General features: G+C 64.9%; 16 protein-coding genes. 3 read left to right on the plus strand and 13 right to left on the minus strand.

The window, feature by feature from the left end; translation table 11 throughout:
* The first annotated feature begins 1 nt into the window (after nt 1).
* Complete coding sequence (locus tag ShzoTeo12_RS07720) at nt 2–1,213, plus strand: bifunctional 2-C-methyl-D-erythritol 4-phosphate cytidylyltransferase/2-C-methyl-D-erythritol 2,4-cyclodiphosphate synthase (RefSeq protein ID WP_318912022.1); 1,212 nt, start codon at nt 2–4, stop codon at nt 1,211–1,213.
* Complete coding sequence (locus ShzoTeo12_RS07725; RefSeq protein ID WP_318912024.1) at nt 1,210–1,710, plus strand: CinA family protein; 501 nt, start codon at nt 1,210–1,212, stop codon at nt 1,708–1,710. Before ShzoTeo12_RS07720 ends, ShzoTeo12_RS07725 begins: the two co-directional genes overlap by 4 nt.
* On the opposite strand, the gene ShzoTeo12_RS07730 is transcribed toward ShzoTeo12_RS07725, so the two are convergent.
* The 13 genes from ShzoTeo12_RS07730 to ShzoTeo12_RS07790 form a co-directional block, all read right to left on the minus strand.
* On the minus strand, nt 1,699–2,160 hold the full coding sequence (locus tag ShzoTeo12_RS07730) for a type II toxin-antitoxin system RatA family toxin (RefSeq protein WP_313193035.1): 462 nt from the start codon (nt 2,158–2,160) through the stop codon (nt 1,699–1,701). The genes ShzoTeo12_RS07725 and ShzoTeo12_RS07730 overlap by 12 nt on opposite strands.
* A gap of 9 nt (nt 2,161–2,169) precedes the next feature.
* Nucleotides 2,170–2,730, minus strand: coding sequence for an AAA family ATPase (locus ShzoTeo12_RS07735; RefSeq protein ID WP_318912026.1), 561 nt, complete (start codon nt 2,728–2,730; stop codon nt 2,170–2,172).
* 71 nt (nt 2,731–2,801) lie between these two features.
* Nucleotides 2,802–3,779: a lipoyl synthase gene (gene lipA, locus ShzoTeo12_RS07740; RefSeq protein WP_318912028.1), complete on the minus strand. Its 978-nt coding sequence runs from the start codon at nt 3,777–3,779 to the stop codon at nt 2,802–2,804.
* An 88-nt stretch (nt 3,780–3,867) separates the two neighbouring features.
* Nucleotides 3,868–5,313: a dihydrolipoyl dehydrogenase gene (gene lpdA / locus ShzoTeo12_RS07745; RefSeq protein ID WP_318912030.1), complete on the minus strand. Its 1,446-nt coding sequence runs from the start codon at nt 5,311–5,313 to the stop codon at nt 3,868–3,870.
* An 87-nt stretch (nt 5,314–5,400) separates the two neighbouring features.
* The gene (locus ShzoTeo12_RS07750) at nt 5,401–5,661 is read right to left on the minus strand and encodes a YdcH family protein (protein ID WP_119256405.1); all 261 of its coding nucleotides are present in this window, start codon (nt 5,659–5,661) and stop codon (nt 5,401–5,403) included.
* 68 nt (nt 5,662–5,729) lie between these two features.
* Complete coding sequence (locus ShzoTeo12_RS07755) at nt 5,730–6,371, minus strand: SGNH/GDSL hydrolase family protein (protein WP_318912032.1); 642 nt, start codon at nt 6,369–6,371, stop codon at nt 5,730–5,732.
* A 15-nt stretch (nt 6,372–6,386) separates the two neighbouring features.
* Nucleotides 6,387–7,730, minus strand: a complete 1,344-nt coding sequence (locus tag ShzoTeo12_RS07760; protein WP_318912034.1) for a pyruvate dehydrogenase complex dihydrolipoamide acetyltransferase — start codon at nt 7,728–7,730, stop codon at nt 6,387–6,389.
* A gap of 15 nt (nt 7,731–7,745) precedes the next feature.
* Entirely contained in the window at nt 7,746–9,125 is a 1,380-nt protein-coding gene (locus ShzoTeo12_RS07765) for a pyruvate dehydrogenase complex E1 component subunit beta (protein ID WP_318912035.1), read from the minus strand.
* Nucleotides 9,126–9,142: 17 nt separating this feature from the next.
* On the minus strand, nt 9,143–10,189 hold the full coding sequence (pdhA, locus tag ShzoTeo12_RS07770) for a pyruvate dehydrogenase (acetyl-transferring) E1 component subunit alpha (protein WP_119256284.1): 1,047 nt from the start codon (nt 10,187–10,189) through the stop codon (nt 9,143–9,145).
* A gap of 150 nt (nt 10,190–10,339) precedes the next feature.
* Nucleotides 10,340–10,648, minus strand: a complete 309-nt coding sequence (locus ShzoTeo12_RS07775) for an FtsB family cell division protein (protein ID WP_119256283.1) — start codon at nt 10,646–10,648, stop codon at nt 10,340–10,342.
* A 461-nt stretch (nt 10,649–11,109) separates the two neighbouring features.
* Complete coding sequence (gene eno / locus ShzoTeo12_RS07780) at nt 11,110–12,384, minus strand: phosphopyruvate hydratase (RefSeq protein WP_318912039.1); 1,275 nt, start codon at nt 12,382–12,384, stop codon at nt 11,110–11,112.
* 127 nt (nt 12,385–12,511) lie between these two features.
* Nucleotides 12,512–13,351, minus strand: coding sequence for a 3-deoxy-8-phosphooctulonate synthase (gene kdsA / locus ShzoTeo12_RS07785; RefSeq protein ID WP_318912041.1), 840 nt, complete (start codon nt 13,349–13,351; stop codon nt 12,512–12,514).
* Nucleotide 13,352: 1 nt separating this feature from the next.
* The gene (locus ShzoTeo12_RS07790; protein ID WP_318912043.1) at nt 13,353–14,246 is read right to left on the minus strand and encodes a VOC family protein; all 894 of its coding nucleotides are present in this window, start codon (nt 14,244–14,246) and stop codon (nt 13,353–13,355) included.
* A 143-nt stretch (nt 14,247–14,389) separates the two neighbouring features.
* Here ShzoTeo12_RS07790 and ShzoTeo12_RS07795 point away from each other — a divergent pair, with 143 nt between their 5' ends.
* The gene (locus tag ShzoTeo12_RS07795; protein WP_318912404.1) at nt 14,390–15,631 is read left to right on the plus strand and encodes an FAD-binding oxidoreductase; all 1,242 of its coding nucleotides are present in this window, start codon (nt 14,390–14,392) and stop codon (nt 15,629–15,631) included.
* Nucleotides 15,632–15,670 lie beyond the last annotated feature (39 nt).

Here is a 15,670-nt window from a genome sequence, read left to right on the forward strand (position 1 = left end):
GATGCTGGCGGAAAATGCGCTATCCTGCGGTGTTGTGATCGTTGCCGCCGGGCGCGGCGAGCGGGCGGGCAGCCATGCCGAAGGCCCCAAGCAATACCGCCGCATCGGCGGAAGGCCGGTCATCTCCCATACGCTCGATCTCTTTGTCAATTGGCCGCATGCCAAGCGTATCGTCGTCGTGATTCATCCCGATGACGAGGCACTGTTCGAAACCGCCCGCGCCGCCGCCCTGCCCGCCGGCGAGCGCCTGACGGTCGTGCAGGGCGGCTCGACGCGCCAGCAGTCCGTGCTTGCCGGTCTCGAAGCGCTGGCGGCGGACGAGATCAGCCATGTGCTGATCCAGGATGCCGTGCGCCCCTTCGTCGAGCCGGCCATTCTGGAGCGCACGCTCACCGCCTTCCATCATGGCGCGCGCGCAGTCCTGCCCGCCGTCGCGGTGGCGGACACGCTGAAGCGCGCGGATGCCAACGGCAATGTCGCCGAAACGGTCTCCCGCTCCGGCCTTTTCGCGGCGCAGACGCCGCAGTCCTTCCACTTCCAGACCATTCTGGAAGCCCATCGCCGCGCGAGCGCCTCCGGCCGCACGGATTTCACCGACGACGCCTCGATCGCCGAATGGGCCGGGGTGCGCGTGCATCTCGTCGAAGGCAGTGCCGGCAACGTCAAGCTCACGCTACAGAAGGATATCGCCATGGCCGACCAGCGCCTTTCCCATGGATTGCCCGACGTGCGCACCGGCAACGGCTATGACGTGCACCAGCTCGTAGACGGCAACGGCGTGACGCTCTGCGGCCTCTTCATCCCGCACGACCAGAAGCTTTCCGGCCATTCCGACGCGGATGTCGCCCTGCACGCCCTGACCGACGCCCTGCTCGCCACCTGCGGCGCGGGCGATATCGGCGACCATTTCCCGCCGTCCGATCCGCAATGGAAGGGTGCCGCCTCGCGCATCTTCCTCGAACATGCGGCGGCCATCGTGCGCGCCAACGGCGGCACGATCATGAATGCCGACGTCTCGCTGATCGCCGAGGCGCCGAAGGTCGGCCCGCACCGCGAGGCGATGCGGCGGAACCTTGCGGAATTCCTCGGCATTTCGCAGGATCGCTGCTCGGTGAAGGCGACGACGAACGAGAAGATCGGCTTCGTCGGGCGGCGCGAGGGCATCGCTGCCATCGCCACGGCCACCGTGGTCTACAGGGGGAGCGAGGCATGAGCATCTGGCCGGAGGACATCGAGGAGACCGCGCAGCACATCGTCACCGATTTTTCCGCGCGCGGGCTGATGATCGCCACCGCCGAATCCTGCACGGCGGGCCTCATTGCCGGCGTGATCACCGAGATCGCCGGCTCGTCCAACGCCTTCGATCGCGGCTTCGTCACCTATTCCAACGAGGCGAAGCAGCAGATGATCGGCGTTTCGGCCGAAACGCTGAAAGCGCATGGCGCCGTCTCGCGCCCGACAGCGCTGGAGATGGCGGAAGGCGCCATTCGGCATTCGAACGCGGACATCTCGGTCGCAGTCACCGGCATTGCCGGCCCCGGCGGCGGTTCGGACGAAAAGCCGGTCGGCCTCGTCCATCTCGCCGCCGCGCGCAAGGGCCGCGAAACGCTGCATCGGGAAATGCGCTACGGCGATATCGGCCGCAGCGCTGTGCGGCTTGCGACGGTCCGCACCGCCCTTGAAATGCTGGTCGAACTTTCAGCCGATTGACGGACCGCCATAGATCGCCGCCGCGCGCTTCTCGAAGGCGTCGGTGAACATGCGGAAGGCGCGGTCGAACATCGAGCCCATCAGCGCGCCGAGGATGCGGCTCTTGAACTCGTAGTCGATGAAGAAATGCACCGAACAGCCGCCGTCCGGCGTCGCCTCGAAGCGCCAGCGATTGTCGAGATAGCGGAAAGGCCCATCGATATATTTCACGTCGATGGCCCGCTCGGCCCGGTTCAGCAGCACCTGCGTCGTGAAAGTCTCGCGGATCGCCTTGTAGCCGACCGTCATGTCCGCGATCAGCAGCTCCTTGCCGTCCCGCTCCTTGCGCGAACGCACCGCCAGCCCCTCGCAGAGCGGCAGGAATTCCGGGTAGCGCTCGACATCGGCGACGAGGTCGTACATCTGCTCGGGCGTATGGGGAACGGGTCTGCGGGTTTCGAACTGGGGCATGGCCGAGAGCTAATGAACCGCGGCAAGTCTTGCAAGTAGCCGGTTGTTCTCGCGCCGCGATTTCAACACGCAAACCGGCACTTCGGGTCCAAATGCCGCAAGATTCTCCTCGATCTCGGGGCTTTCCGTCTTCTCGAAATTCCAGACATAGGCAAGGAATTCACGGTCGATCTTCTCCGGGCAATCGTCGGCCATTTCCGGCCGCGAGCGCCCGCGATAGCGCAGCCAGCGCGAAATCACGCCGTAAAGCGACATCAGGTGCGGCGGGCGAAGCCAGAGTACCAGATGGGTGCGCGGCAGGCGCAGCGGCAGAGTGCCCGGGCTGGTGCCGTCGATGATCCAGCGCTCGCCTGCGACGATCCCCTGAAGACGCGCCAGCGCCTCGGCGCGCGGCCGCGTCTGCCAGCCCGGCAGCCAGAAGATCTCGCGGTCCATCGAGACGTAAGGCAGCGCAAGCCGGCCGGCGAGCCTCAGCGCCAGCGTGCTCTTGCCGCTGCCCGAACAGCCGATCACCAGCACGCGCTCCGCGGTCTTCAACCGCTCCGCCGCTTCCTCGATCGTGATCGTCATCGCCGCCTCCGAAATGAAAAACCCCGCCGTCGGGCAGGACGGCGGGGCTTAAAGGAGGCCGGCGGAAAAGTCTATTCCGCGGCGGCGAGAAGTTTTTTCTCGCGCGCGGCGCGCAGGCGGGCGAAGTCGTCGCCGGCATGGTGCGAGGAGCGCGTCAGCGGGCTGGAGGAGACCATCAGGAAGCCCTTGGTATAGGCGACGGTCTCGTAGGACTTGAACTCTTCCGGCGTGACGAACTTTTCCACCTTGTGGTGCTTGCGCGTCGGCTGGAGGTACTGGCCGATGGTCAGGAAGTCCACGTCGGCGGTGCGCAGGTCGTCCATGAGCTGGAGCACTTCGTTGCGCTCCTCGCCAAGGCCAACCATGATGCCCGACTTGGTGAACATGGTCGGATCCAGTTCCTTCACGCGCTGCAGGAGGCGGACGGAGTGGAAGTAGCGCGCGCCGGGGCGAACCGTGAGGTAATTGCCGGGCACGGTTTCCATGTTGTGGTTGAAGACGTCGGGCTTTGCGGCGACGACACGTTCCAGCGCACCCGGCTTCTTCAGGAAGTCCGGCGTCAGGATCTCGATGGTCGTCTCGGGGGAAGCCGCGCGGATCGCCCAGATCACCTTTTCAAAGTGCTCGGCGCCGCCGTCTTCCAGATCGTCGCGGTCGACGGAGGTGATGACGACATGCGACAGACCCATCTGCTTGACGGCCTTGGCGACGTTTTCCGGCTCCGCCATGTCGAGTGCATTGGGCTTGCCCGTCGCCACGTTGCAGAAGGCGCAGGCGCGGGTACAGATCTCGCCCATGATCATGAAGGTCGCGTGCTTCTTGTCCCAGCACTCGCCGATATTCGGGCAGCCCGCTTCCTCGCAGACCGTTACCAGCTTGTGCGAGCGCACGAGATCGCGCGTTTCCTGATAGCCCTTGGAGACCGGCGCCTTGACGCGGATCCATTCCGGCTTGCGCAGCACCTCGGTATCCGGCCGATGGGCCTTTTCCGGGTGGCGAACGCGCGGGGCGTTCGGATCAGGATTGGTGCGGTCGAGAATGGTGACCATGTCTATCCACTTCCTAGCGGGCTTCTGCGCCCGTCTTGCGGACCGAAATTCGAAAGCCCGCCTCATGTGGAGGCGGGCTTTAGCACGTTCAAGCGTTCAGTGCACGTCCATAGGCGTCGAGCACGCTTTCCTTCATCGTTTCCGAGATCGTCGGATGCGGGAAGATTGTGTGCATCAGCTCTTCCTCGGTCGTCTCCAGGTTCATGGCGACGACGAAGCCCTGGATCATCTCGGTCACTTCCGCGCCCACCATATGCGCGCCGAGAAGCTCGCCGGTCTTCTTGTCGAAGACCGTCTTGACCATGCCCTGGTCCTCGCCGAGCGCTACGGCCTTGCCGTTGCCGGCGAAGGTGAAGCGGCCGACGCGGATGTCGCGGCCCTGTTCCTTGGCCTTGGCTTCCGTGAGGCCGACGGAGGCGACCTGCGGGTGGCAATAGGTACAGCCCGGGATCTTGGACTTGTCCATCGGATGGACATTCGGCAGGCCGGCAATCTTCTCGATGCAGATGACAGCCTCGTGCTCGGCCTTGTGGGCAAGCATCGGGGGACCGGCGACGTCACCGATGGCGTAGATACCGGGAACGTTGGTCTTGCCGTAGCCGTCGATGGCAATGAAACCGCGGTCGGTCTTCACACCAAGCGCTTCCAGGCCGATATTCTCGATATTGGCCTGCACGCCGACGGCGGAGATCATGCGGTCGGCCGTGATCTTCTCGATCTTGCCATCCTTCATCTCGACATGGGCGGTGATGGAGTTGGCGCCCTTCTCCACCTTGGCGACCTTGGCCTCCAGATGAATCTTCATGCCCTGCTTCTCGAACTGCTTCTTGGCGAGCGCCGAGATTTCGACATCCTCGACCGGCATGACGGACTTCATCACCTCGACGACGGTCACATCGACGCCGAGCGTGCGGTAGAAGGAAGCGAACTCGATACCGATGGCGCCCGAGCCCATGACGAGCAGCGACTTCGGCATTTCTTCCGGCTTCATCGCCTCGAAATAGGTCCAGATCAGCTTGCCATCAGGCTCGATGCCCGGCAGTGCGCGCGGGCGGGCGCCGGTGGCGATGACGATGTGCTTGGCGGTGTAGGTGCCTTCGGGAAGGACGTTCTTCGGAACCGGCGCCTGCGGCTGCTGGATCGCCTTGATCGTCTTGGAAACGACGATCTCGCCCGGCTTGGTCAGCTTGGCCTCGCCCCAGATGACGTCGACCTTGTTCTTCTTCATCAGGAAGCCGACGCCGCCGTTCATGCGCTGGGCGATGCCGCGCGAGCGGGCGACGATGGCCTTGAGGTCCGGCGTCACCGAACCTTCGATCTTCACGCCATAATCGCCCGGATGCTGGGCGTAATGGAATATCTCGGCCGAGCGCAGCAGCGCCTTGGTCGGGATGCAACCCCAGTTGGAGCAGATGCCGGCGAGGTGCTCGCGCTCCACGATGGCCGTCTTCAGGCCCAATTGCGCGGCGCGGATCGCGGCGATGTAGCCGCCCGGACCCGAACCGATAACGATGACGTCGTAGGCATTCGACATGAGCGCTTCCACTCCTCTGTTGTTCGCATGCGCCGCGGCCGGAGGGTCACCCCGGCGCGGCATGACGAGGAGCGGGAAGCCCGTTCCTCAGGGAATGTCTTCGACCTTTTCCGGCCGGATGAGCATCCCGTAGATTTCGTCCTTGAGCCGCATCCGCACCTTCCGCATGTCGGCCATGTGGAAGTCGTCGACCGGCTCGATGTCAGTCTCGGCACGGTGAATGGCGAGATTCACCGTCTGGTATTCCTCGCAGATCCGGTGGAAGTGGCCGTCGGTCTCGCGAAGATGGCGGATCGCGGCAACGTGCTCCGGAAATTCCTCTGCCAGTTGGTGCGGGGTGTTCGGCATGTCCATCTCCTTAACCGGGGTTGATGGTGACAGCCTAGCTCTCCCGCGCCTTCACTCCTTGATCCCGGTCAAAGCCCGAGCATCATGCGCACGATCGGCTCGAGGCCCTTGCCGATCGCCCGCGTGTTCTTCGCATCGAGATGCACGCCGTCGAGCGGCGTCGTCCCGGCCACGGAACCCGCGTCGAAGAAGCCGCAGCCGATCTCGTCCGCAAGGTCCGAATAGAGCGTCGCCAGCATGGCCGATTGCTCCACGCCACCGGCGAACATCGCCGCAAAGGCGGTGTTCGCGGTCTCGCAGAGCGGCGGCGGCGAGACGATCAGTACTTCCGGGCTCTCCTCCGCATTGAACGACCAGGCATGATGGCGCACCAGCGACACCAGCCGCTCCACGCCCTGCACCGCACCGAACGCCGTTCCGCAGACGGCCGGCTTCATGTCGTTGGTGCCGAGCAGGATGATGACCAGGTCGATCGGATCGTGGCTGTGCAGGATGGTCGGCAGGATGCGCGCGCCGTTGCGGTCGCAGTCCGCCATATGGTCGTCATAGGCGGTGGTGCGGCCGTTAAGACCTTCCGCGATCACGGTGACCTCGGGTCCCAGAGCCTTGGCGAGCACGCTCGGCCAGCGATCCTCGAAGGAATGCCGGTCGAGCGCTTCCGCGTTGTAACCCCAGGTCAGGCTATCGCCGTAGCAGAGAACCGTCTTCATGGCCGCACCCTGCTATCAGACGAGCATCCCCATCGGGTTCTCGATATAGCGCTTGAAGGCGCCGAGAAGCTCGGCCCCGAGCGCGCCGTCGACGCAACGGTGGTCGGTGGAGAGCGTGACGGTCATCGCGTTGACGATCACCATTTCGCCCTTCTTGACCACGACCCGCTCCTCGCCCGCGCCGACCGCCAGGATCGTCGCATGCGGCGGGTTCACGACGGCCGCGAAGTTCTTCACGCCCATCATGCCCATGTTGGAGACCGCCGTGGTGCCGCCCTGGTATTCCTCGGGCTTCAGCTTGCGTTCCTTGGCGCGTTTGCCGAGGTCCTTCATCTCGTTGGAGATGGCGGACAGCGTCTTCAGCTCGGCGCTGCGGATGATCGGGGTGATCAGGCCGCCCGGAATGGAGACGGCGACGCCGACATCCGCGTGCTTGTGCTTGACCATGTTCGTATCGGTCCAGGAGACGTTGGCGTCCGGCACGTCGCGCAGCGCGAGCGCCATGGCCTTGATCACCATGTCGTTGACCGAGAGCTTGTAGGCCGGCTTGTCTTCCTTGCGCGGCGCGCTGTCGTTGAGCTGGGCGCGCAGCGCGAGCAGCGCGTCGAGTTCCACGTCGACCGACACGTAGAAGTGCGGGATCGTCTGCTTGGATTCCTGCAGGCGCTTGGCGATGGTCTTGCGCATGCCGTCATGCGGCACGAGCTCGTAGGAGCCCGGCTCGAAGAGCTTGAGCACGGCGTCCTCGGACATCCCCTTCGGCGCGGCGGCAGGGGCCGCGGAAGCGGCCGGGGCTGCTGCGGCAGCAGGCTTTGCGCCACCGGAAGCGACGGCCTTCTCGACGTCGCTCTTGACCACCCGGCCATGCGGGCCGGAGCCGGTGATCGCCTTGATGTCGATGCCGGCATCCTTGGCGATACGACGAGCGAGCGGCGAGGAGAACAAGCCGTTGCCGACGCGTTCGCCATTGTCGCCAGCCGATGCGGGCGTGGATACCGAGGCGGCAGCGGCAGGAGCAGCAGCAGCCGGCTTTTCCGCTTCCTTCGGCGCCTCGGCCTTGGCCTCGGCCTTCGGGGCGGAGCCGCCGCCGCCGGCAGCGGCAGCAGCCACGTCCTCGCCGTCGGCGGCGAGGATGGCGATCAGGCTGTTGACCTTCACGCCTTCCGTGCCGGCCGGCACGACGATCCTGGCGACCGTGCCCTCGTCGACGGCTTCGACTTCCATCGTCGCCTTGTCGGTCTCGATCTCGGCGATGACGTCACCGGATTTCACGGTGTCGCCTTCCTTGACGAGCCACTTGGCGAGATTGCCCTCTTCCATGGTGGGCGAAAGGGCCGGCATCGTGATGTTGATCGGCATATCCCAGCCCTCCCCTTACTTGTAGCAGACGGCCTTCACCGCCTGGACGACTTCATCGACGTTCGGCAGCGCCAGCTTCTCGAGGTTCGCGGCATAGGGCATCGGGACGTCCTTGCCGGCGATCGTCAGGATCGGCGCGTCGAGATAGTCGAAGGCCTGCTGCATGACGCGGGTCGCGATCTCGGTGCCGACGGAAGACTGCGGATAGCCCTCTTCCACGGTGACGAGGCGGCCGGTCTTCTTGACCGATTCGATGACGGTCGGCAGGTCCATCGGGCGGATGGTGCGAAGGTCGATCAACTCGACGTCGATGCCGTCCTTCTCCAGTTCCGCGATCGCCTTCAGCGCATAGGTCATGCCGATGCCGAAGGAGACGACGGTGACGTCGTTGCCCTTCTTGTGGATGCGGGCCTTGCCGATCGGCAGCACGAAATCGTCCATCTTCGGCACTTCGAAGCTCTGGCCGTAGAGGATTTCGTTCTCAAGGAAGATGACCGGGTTCGGATCGCGGATGGCGGCCTTGAGCAGGCCCTTGGCGTCGGCTGCCGTGTAGGGCATGACGACCTTGAGGCCCGGGATGTGGCTGTACCAGGCCGCATAGCACTGCGAGTGCTGGGCGGCGACGCGGGCCGCAGCACCGTTCGGGCCGCGGAAGACCATCGGCGCGCCCATCTGGCCGCCCGACATGTAGAGCGTCTTGGCCGCGGAGTTGATGATCTGGTCGATCGCCTGCATGGCGAAGTTGAAGGTCATGAACTCGACGACGGGCTTGAGACCCGTCATGGCCGCGCCGACGCCGACGCCGGCAAAGCCGTGCTCGGTGATCGGCGTATCGATGACGCGGCGGGCGCCGAATTCCTGGAGCAGGCCCTGCGTGATCTTGTAGGCGCCCTGGTATTCGGCGACTTCCTCGCCCATGACGAAGACGTCCTCGTCGCGGCGCATTTCTTCCGCCATGGCGTCGCGCAGCGCTTCACGCACCGTCGTCATCACCATTTCGGTGCCGGCCGGGATATCCGGATCGGCGGCGATCTCGCCCTTCGGCGCGGCCGGAACCGGCGCTGCGGCAGCAGGAGCAGGCGCAGGTGCGGCGGCTTCGGCCGGCTTGTCGGCGGCGGCAGCCTTCGGCGCGGCGACGGCATCGGCGCTTTCGCCGTCCTGCAGCAGCACGGCGATGGCCGTATTGACCTTGACGCCCTCGGTGCCGGCGGCGATCAGGATCTTGCCGATAACGCCCTCGTCGACGGCCTCGACTTCCATCGTGGCCTTGTCGGTTTCGATTTCGGCAATGACGTCACCGGACTTGACGGTGTCGCCCTCGTTCTTGACCCACTTGGACAGCGTGCCCTCTTCCATCGTCGGAGACAGGGCGGGCATGAGAATTTCGATTGGCATAGGTATCCCTCCCCGGATTACAGCAGGATGTCGGTGTAGAGTTCGGATACATCCGGCTCCGGATCGGACTGCGCGAAATCGGCGCTGTCGGCGACGATGTCACGGACGTCCTTGTCGATCTGCTTGAGATCGTCCTCGCTGGCCCAGCCCTTTTCGAGAAGGCGCGCGCGCACCTGCTCGATCGGGTCGTGCTCCGAGCGCATCTTCTGCACCTCGTCCTTCGAGCGGTACTTCGCCGGGTCGGACATGGAGTGGCCGCGATAGCGGTAGGTCTGCATTTCGAGGATGACCGGGCCCTTGCCGGCGCGGCAATGCTCGACCGCCTCGTCGGCGGCGGCCTTCACGGCGCGCACATCCATGCCGTCCACCTGGAAGCCGGGAATGTTGAAGGAAGCGCCGCGATGCGAGAAGTCGGTCTGGGCGGAGGCGCGCGAGACGGCCGTGCCCATGGCGTAGCGGTTGTTCTCGATCACGTAGATCACCGGCAGCTTCCAGAGCGCCGCCATGTTGAAGCTTTCGTAGACCTGGCCCTGGTTGGCCGCGCCGTCACCGAAATAGGCGAGCGAGACATTGTCGTTGCCGCGGTAGCGGTTGGCGAAGGCGAGGCCCGTGCCGAGCGAGACCTGGGCGCCGACGATGCCGTGGCCTCCGTAGAAATGCTTCTCCTTCGAGAACATATGCATGGAGCCGCCCTTGCCCTTGGAAAGGCCGCCGCGGCGTCCGGTCAGTTCCGCCATCACGCCCCGCGCACTCATGCCGCAGGCCAGCATGTGGCCGTGGTCGCGATAGCCGGTGATGACCTGGTCGCCTTCCTTCAGCGCCAGCTGCATGCCGACGACGACCGCTTCCTGGCCGATATAAAGGTGACAGAAGCCGCCGATGAAGCCCATGCCGTAGAGCTGGCCGGCCTTTTCCTCGAAACGCCGGATCAGCAGCATCTCGCGATAGGCCTTGAGGTCGTCTTCCTTGGAGAAGTCGGCGATGGTGCCGCCGAGGAAATCTTTCTTCGCAGGCTTTGCCGCAGGCTTGCGGCTGGACGTGGACGCGTTTTTGCGCGGAGCCATTCGTTCCTCCCTATGTTTGCCTTCTTGGCGAAAACCATAGGGGAGAAATCCGGCCGCAGCAATGCCATAATTGCATGGCTTATATTCTGAACAAGCCCCTGAATAATAAGGCTGATTTACGATTAACCAGATTTCAGTTAATCGACACCTTCAGTGGAAAATGACGATTTCGTCGGCGCGCGACATGTTCAGGTACGAGCGCGCTTTTTCGTCGAGCATGTCCCGCTCGAGCGAGCCGTCGCTCATCAGGGCGACCTCTTTTTCCAGGATCTGGCGCTGGCGCACGAGCACGTCGAGACGCGCCTGGCGCTCCACTCTCTGCCGCTCAAACTCCTCCATTCCCCTGAGGCCGAGATCGCCATGGACGGAATGGTAACCGAAATAGGAAAGGAATGCGACCGTAATTACCGGCAGAGTAAGCCGGCCGAACTTCCGCTTCTTGTGATGTTTGGTCCACATGCAAGTGCCCCGATACGCAGTACGGATTGTACACTAGCACCAAGGGGTTAACCGATCATTGACCATGACGGGCGCGGTGGCAGGGAAGCATGTGACGGGTGCGCGCTCCCTCGTGGCGCCATAATGAAGCGTGGTTCGGCGCGGTGTCATCCCCGGTCGAGCCCGGGGATGACGACAGAAGAGAAACCGCCGGCTGAAGCAGCGGCACGCCATGCCGCACCACCCGACGCGACACCATACATCGACGGATGGACCAGGAGCCCAATCCCTCGCCGCAGCCTCGCCCTTTGCCGCCGTCATTCTCGGGGATCGCCCCAAGGACAATGCCACACGCCACAGCCGGACAGGTCAAAGAAAGAAGGCTGACCAGGGAGAAAACCGCACACCTCCCCGGCCCTAAAAAAACAAAACCCGCGTCGCGAGACGCGGGTTTCATCATTTCGGATAAACTGTTTTTCCGATCAGCCGCGCAGGATGCTGCGGCCTGCGAACCGTGCCTGCGCGCCGAGCTGCTCCTCGATGCGGATGAGCTGGTTATACTTGGCGGTACGGTCGGAGCGGGCCAGCGAGCCGGTCTTGATCTGACCGCAGTTGGTGGCGACGGCGAGGTCGGCGATGGTGGAGTCTTCCGTCTCGCCCGAGCGATGCGACATGACGGCGGTGTAGCTCGCCTTGTGTGCGGTCTCGACGGCGTCGAGCGTCTCGGAGAGCGAGCCGATCTGGTTGACCTTGACGAGGATCGAGTTGGCGACGCCCATCTTGATGCCGTCGCGAAGGCGCGCGGAGTTGGTGACGAACAGGTCGTCGCCGACGAGCTGCACCTTCTTGCCGATCTTGTCGGTCAGGAGCTTCCAGCCGTCCCAGTCGTCTTCCGCCATGCCGTCCTCGATGGAGAAGATCGGATACCTGGCCGCGAGTTCCGCGAGGTAATCGGCCATGGCGCCGGGCTCCAGCGTGCGGCCTTCGCCTTCCAGGACATACTTGCCATCCTTGAAGAACTCGGTCGAAGCGCAGTCGAGCGCGATGAACATGTCCTCGCCCGGACGATAGCCGGCCTTCTCGATGGACTTCATGATGAAGTCGAGCGCGGCGGGCGCCGAAGCGAGGCCCGGCGCGAAGCCGCCTTCGTCGCCGACATTGGTGTTGTGGCCGTCGGCGGCGAGCTGCTTCTTCAGCGTGTGGAAGACTTCCGAGCCCATGCGCACGGCGTCACGGATCGTTTCCGCACCGACAGGCACGATCATGAATTCCTGGAAGTCGATCGGATTGTCGGCATGGGCGCCGCCGTTGATGATGTTCATCATCGGCACCGGCAGGACGCGGGCGTTCGGGCCGCCGACATAGCGGTAGAGCGGCAGGTTGGCGGCTTCCGCGGCGGCCTTGGCGACGGCGAGCGAGACGCCGAGAATGGCGTTGGCGCCGAGGCGGGCCTTGTTCGGCGTGCCATCGAGCTCGATCATGGTCTGGTCGATCTGGATCTGGTCTTCCGCATCGAGGCCGCCGATGGCTTCGAAGATCTCGCCGTTGACGGCGGCGACGGCGCTCTCGACGCCCTTGCCGAGGTAGCGCTTGCCGCCGTCGCGCAGTTCGACGGCCTCATGCGCGCCGGTCGAGGCGCCCGAGGGAACGGCCGCGCGGCCGAAACTGCCATCTTCGAGGTGCACGTCCACTTCGACGGTGGGATTGCCGCGGCTGTCGAGAATCTCGCGGCCGATGATGTCGATGATAGCAGTCATGGATATCGTCCTGTTTCGGGGTTCGTAAATCGATTAAAATCCACTTTTAATCGACCATTCGGAAATTACAATGGCACGATGGCGCCGAAAAACGGATGGCACGTCTTCGTGTCATCCGTTTGAAATCTCAGGCCTTGGCGATGGCGTCGAAGGCGAGCAGCTTTTCGAGCAGCCGCGACATGTCCTTGAGATGCACCATGTTCGGCCCGTCGGAGGGCGCATTGTCCGGGTCCTCGTGCGTCTCGACGAAGAGGCCGGCAATGCCGACGGCGACGGCGGCGCGCGCCAGCGTCTCGACGAATTCGCGCTGGCCGCCGGTCGAACCGCCCTGCCCGCCCGGCTGCTGCACCGAATGGGTGGCATCGAACACGACGGGCGCGCCGAGCGCGGCCATGATCGGCAGCGAACGCATGTCGGAGACCAGCGTGTTGTAGCCGAAGGACGCGCCGCGCTCGCAAAGCAGCACGTTCGGATTGCCGCTCTCGGTGAATTTCGCCAGCACGTTCTTCATGTCCCAGGGCGCAAGGAACTGGCCCTTCTTGACGTTGATCGTGCGGCCGGTCCTGGCGGCGGCGACGAGAAGGTCCGTCTGGCGCGACAGGAAGGCGGGAATTTGCAGGATGTCGACCGTCTCGGCGACGACGGCGCATTGCTCTTCCGTGTGGATATCGGTCAGGACCGGGAAGCCGAAATCCTTCTTGAGGTCGGCGAAGATTTCCATCGCCTTGTCAAGCCCGATGCCGCGCTTGCCGGAAAGCGAGGTGCGGTTCGCCTTGTCGAAGGACGACTTGTAGACGAGGCCGATGCCGAGCTTGTCGCAGAGTTCGACGAGCGTGCCGGCGATCATGTAGGCATGGTCGCGGCTTTCCATCTGGCAGGGGCCGGCGATCAGCGAGAAGCGCTTGTCCTGGGCGAAGGTGACCTTCCTGGTGCCTTCGCCGACGATGACGGTGGAATTGGTTTTCATCTCATTCTCCAAAGACGAAGAGGACGCCCTGTCCCGGCGCCGGCGGCACCAGAAGGCGGTTGTCCCGCTCGCGGAAGGCGACGCCGCGCTGCACCAGCAGGCGGCGACAATCGGACAGGCTGGAAACCCTGAAGACGACCGCCTGCCCCTTGAGGCCACGGTCCGCGCCGGCGACCGGCGCAATGCCGTAGAACCCTTCGAGGCCGGCATCGTTCAGCACGGTGATGCGGCCGCGCGGCGTCTCGACCGACATGCCGAAGGACATGGCCTCGATCTCGCGCTCGTCGGCGGCTTCCTGCACGAGATACTGGAAGTCCGTCGGGTTCTGTTCGGACAGCACGACCTCGGCGAGCGCCACGACGCCGTTCCCGTGCGTCTCCAGCGCCTTGCGGTCGGAGGGCAGCGGCAGGATGCGCTGGGAGGCGAAGAAGAAGAAATCGGGACTGCGCAGGTCGGCGGCGAAGGCAAGGCGGAAGCTGCCGGTCGCGGACGTGCCGTCCGGCAGCAGCATGTCGCGGGAAAACTCCAGGATCTCGCCGCCGGAAATCCCCGCCGACCGGTAGCGCCGGTCGTCGTCCCAGGCATCGCCTGTCGCCATGGCGATGCCGGAAAAGCCCTCTTGCCCGCGGCGGAAGCGGAAAGCCTGGTCGCGGGCGATGAACGTATTGCCGCTGCGCGCCGCTTCCTCGCATTCCTCGCGGTTGGCGATGCCGAGCGGCTCCAGATAACTGCCGTCCGCAAGGAAGACGCAACAGTTTTCCGTGCCGAACGGATGGCGCGCGTCCTTGGCGACAGTGAAACCGAGCTGCGTCAGGCGCTCGCGGGCAATTCCAAGCTCGGACACCGGCAGCACCAGATGGTCGATCGGGCGGGGCGTTCTCGAACTCACGGTCATGGCAAAATCCGGTCGTGTTTCAGGCGCCCCGTGCTTTGCATGCTTTCGGCCCGCAATGCAAGCACCACCACCTTGCGCTGCGGCCGGCCGGAACTTTTCCGCGCCTTGCCCGTTTGGGAAGACTTTTCGCATGGAGGGGCACCATTCCGAAATCCCGCGACATCACGCGCCAGCGCGACCTGCACGAATCCCATCCCCTCTGGGCCGACTCGCCGCGCATTACCCTGCGCGTGCGCGGCAGGCCGTCGCGGACGGACTACGACTGCATCGTCGTCGGCGCCGGCATTTCGAGCGCCCTCGCGGCCCATGCGCTCGCCGACGGCAAGCGGTCCGTGCTCGTCGTCGACCGCCGGCAGCCCGTCCATGGCAGCACGCTCGCCAGCACGGCGATGATCCAGCACGAGATCGACATCCCCCTGCACAGGCTCGCCGGCATGATCGGCGAGGAAAAGGCCCGGCGCGCCTGGCGGCGCTCCGCCCGCGCCGTGGAACAGTTGACGCGGATCGTCGCGGATACCGGCATATCCTGCGGCTTCGAGCGCAAGAAGACACTCTTCCTTGCCGGCGATGCCTATGGCCGGCGGGCCTTGCAAAACGAACTGGACGCCCGCAGCGCGGCAGGCATCGCGGCGGACTTCCTCGATGCCGCCACCCTCGCCGAGCGCTTTTCCATCCAGCGCACCGGCGCACTTCTCAGCGATATCTCTGCCTCCGCCAATCCGGCGCAGATGGCGGCCGGCATCCTGCGGGCCGCCGCCGCGCGCGGCGTGGAGATCGTCAGCCCGCTGGAGATCACCGACATGCGCGCCACAGCGGACGGCGTGTTCCTCGCCACGGAAGAAGGCAGGATCCTCTCGGCGCGGCACGCTGCCTTCTGCTCCGGTTACGAATTCCTCGAAGCGGTCGCCGACCGGGATCATGCCATCGTCTCCACCTGGGCGCTCTCGACGCCGCCCGGCACGGCGCTGCCCGACTGGCTGAAGCACTGCATCGTCTGGGAGGGCGCCGATCCCTATCTCTATCTGCGCCGCTCCCGCGACGGCCGGCTGATCGCGGGCGGCGAGGACGAGGAGAGCGAGGACGCCTATGCCTCGCCGCAAAAGCTTCGGCAGAAGGCGAAGACCATCCACCGCAAGGTCGAGGCCCTGCTCGGCCTTTCCCTGCCGCAGCCGGACCATGTCTGGGCTGCCCCCTTCGGCACCACCCGCACCGGCCTGCCACTCATCGGCCGCGTTCCCGGCCTGCCGAACGTCTTCGCCGTGATGGGTTTCGGCGGCAACGGCATCACCTTCAGCCAGATCGCGGCCGAGATCGTCGCCGCCGATATTGCCGGCCATGGCGATGCGGATGCCGATCTTTTCGCCTTCCGCGCCCGCGATTCCTGACGAAACGCCAGTCCGCGCGGGCGATATTCCCCTTCCGTC

Source organism: Shinella zoogloeoides (assembly GCF_033705735.1).
GTDB classification, from domain to species: domain Bacteria; phylum Pseudomonadota; class Alphaproteobacteria; order Rhizobiales; family Rhizobiaceae; genus Shinella; species Shinella zoogloeoides_A.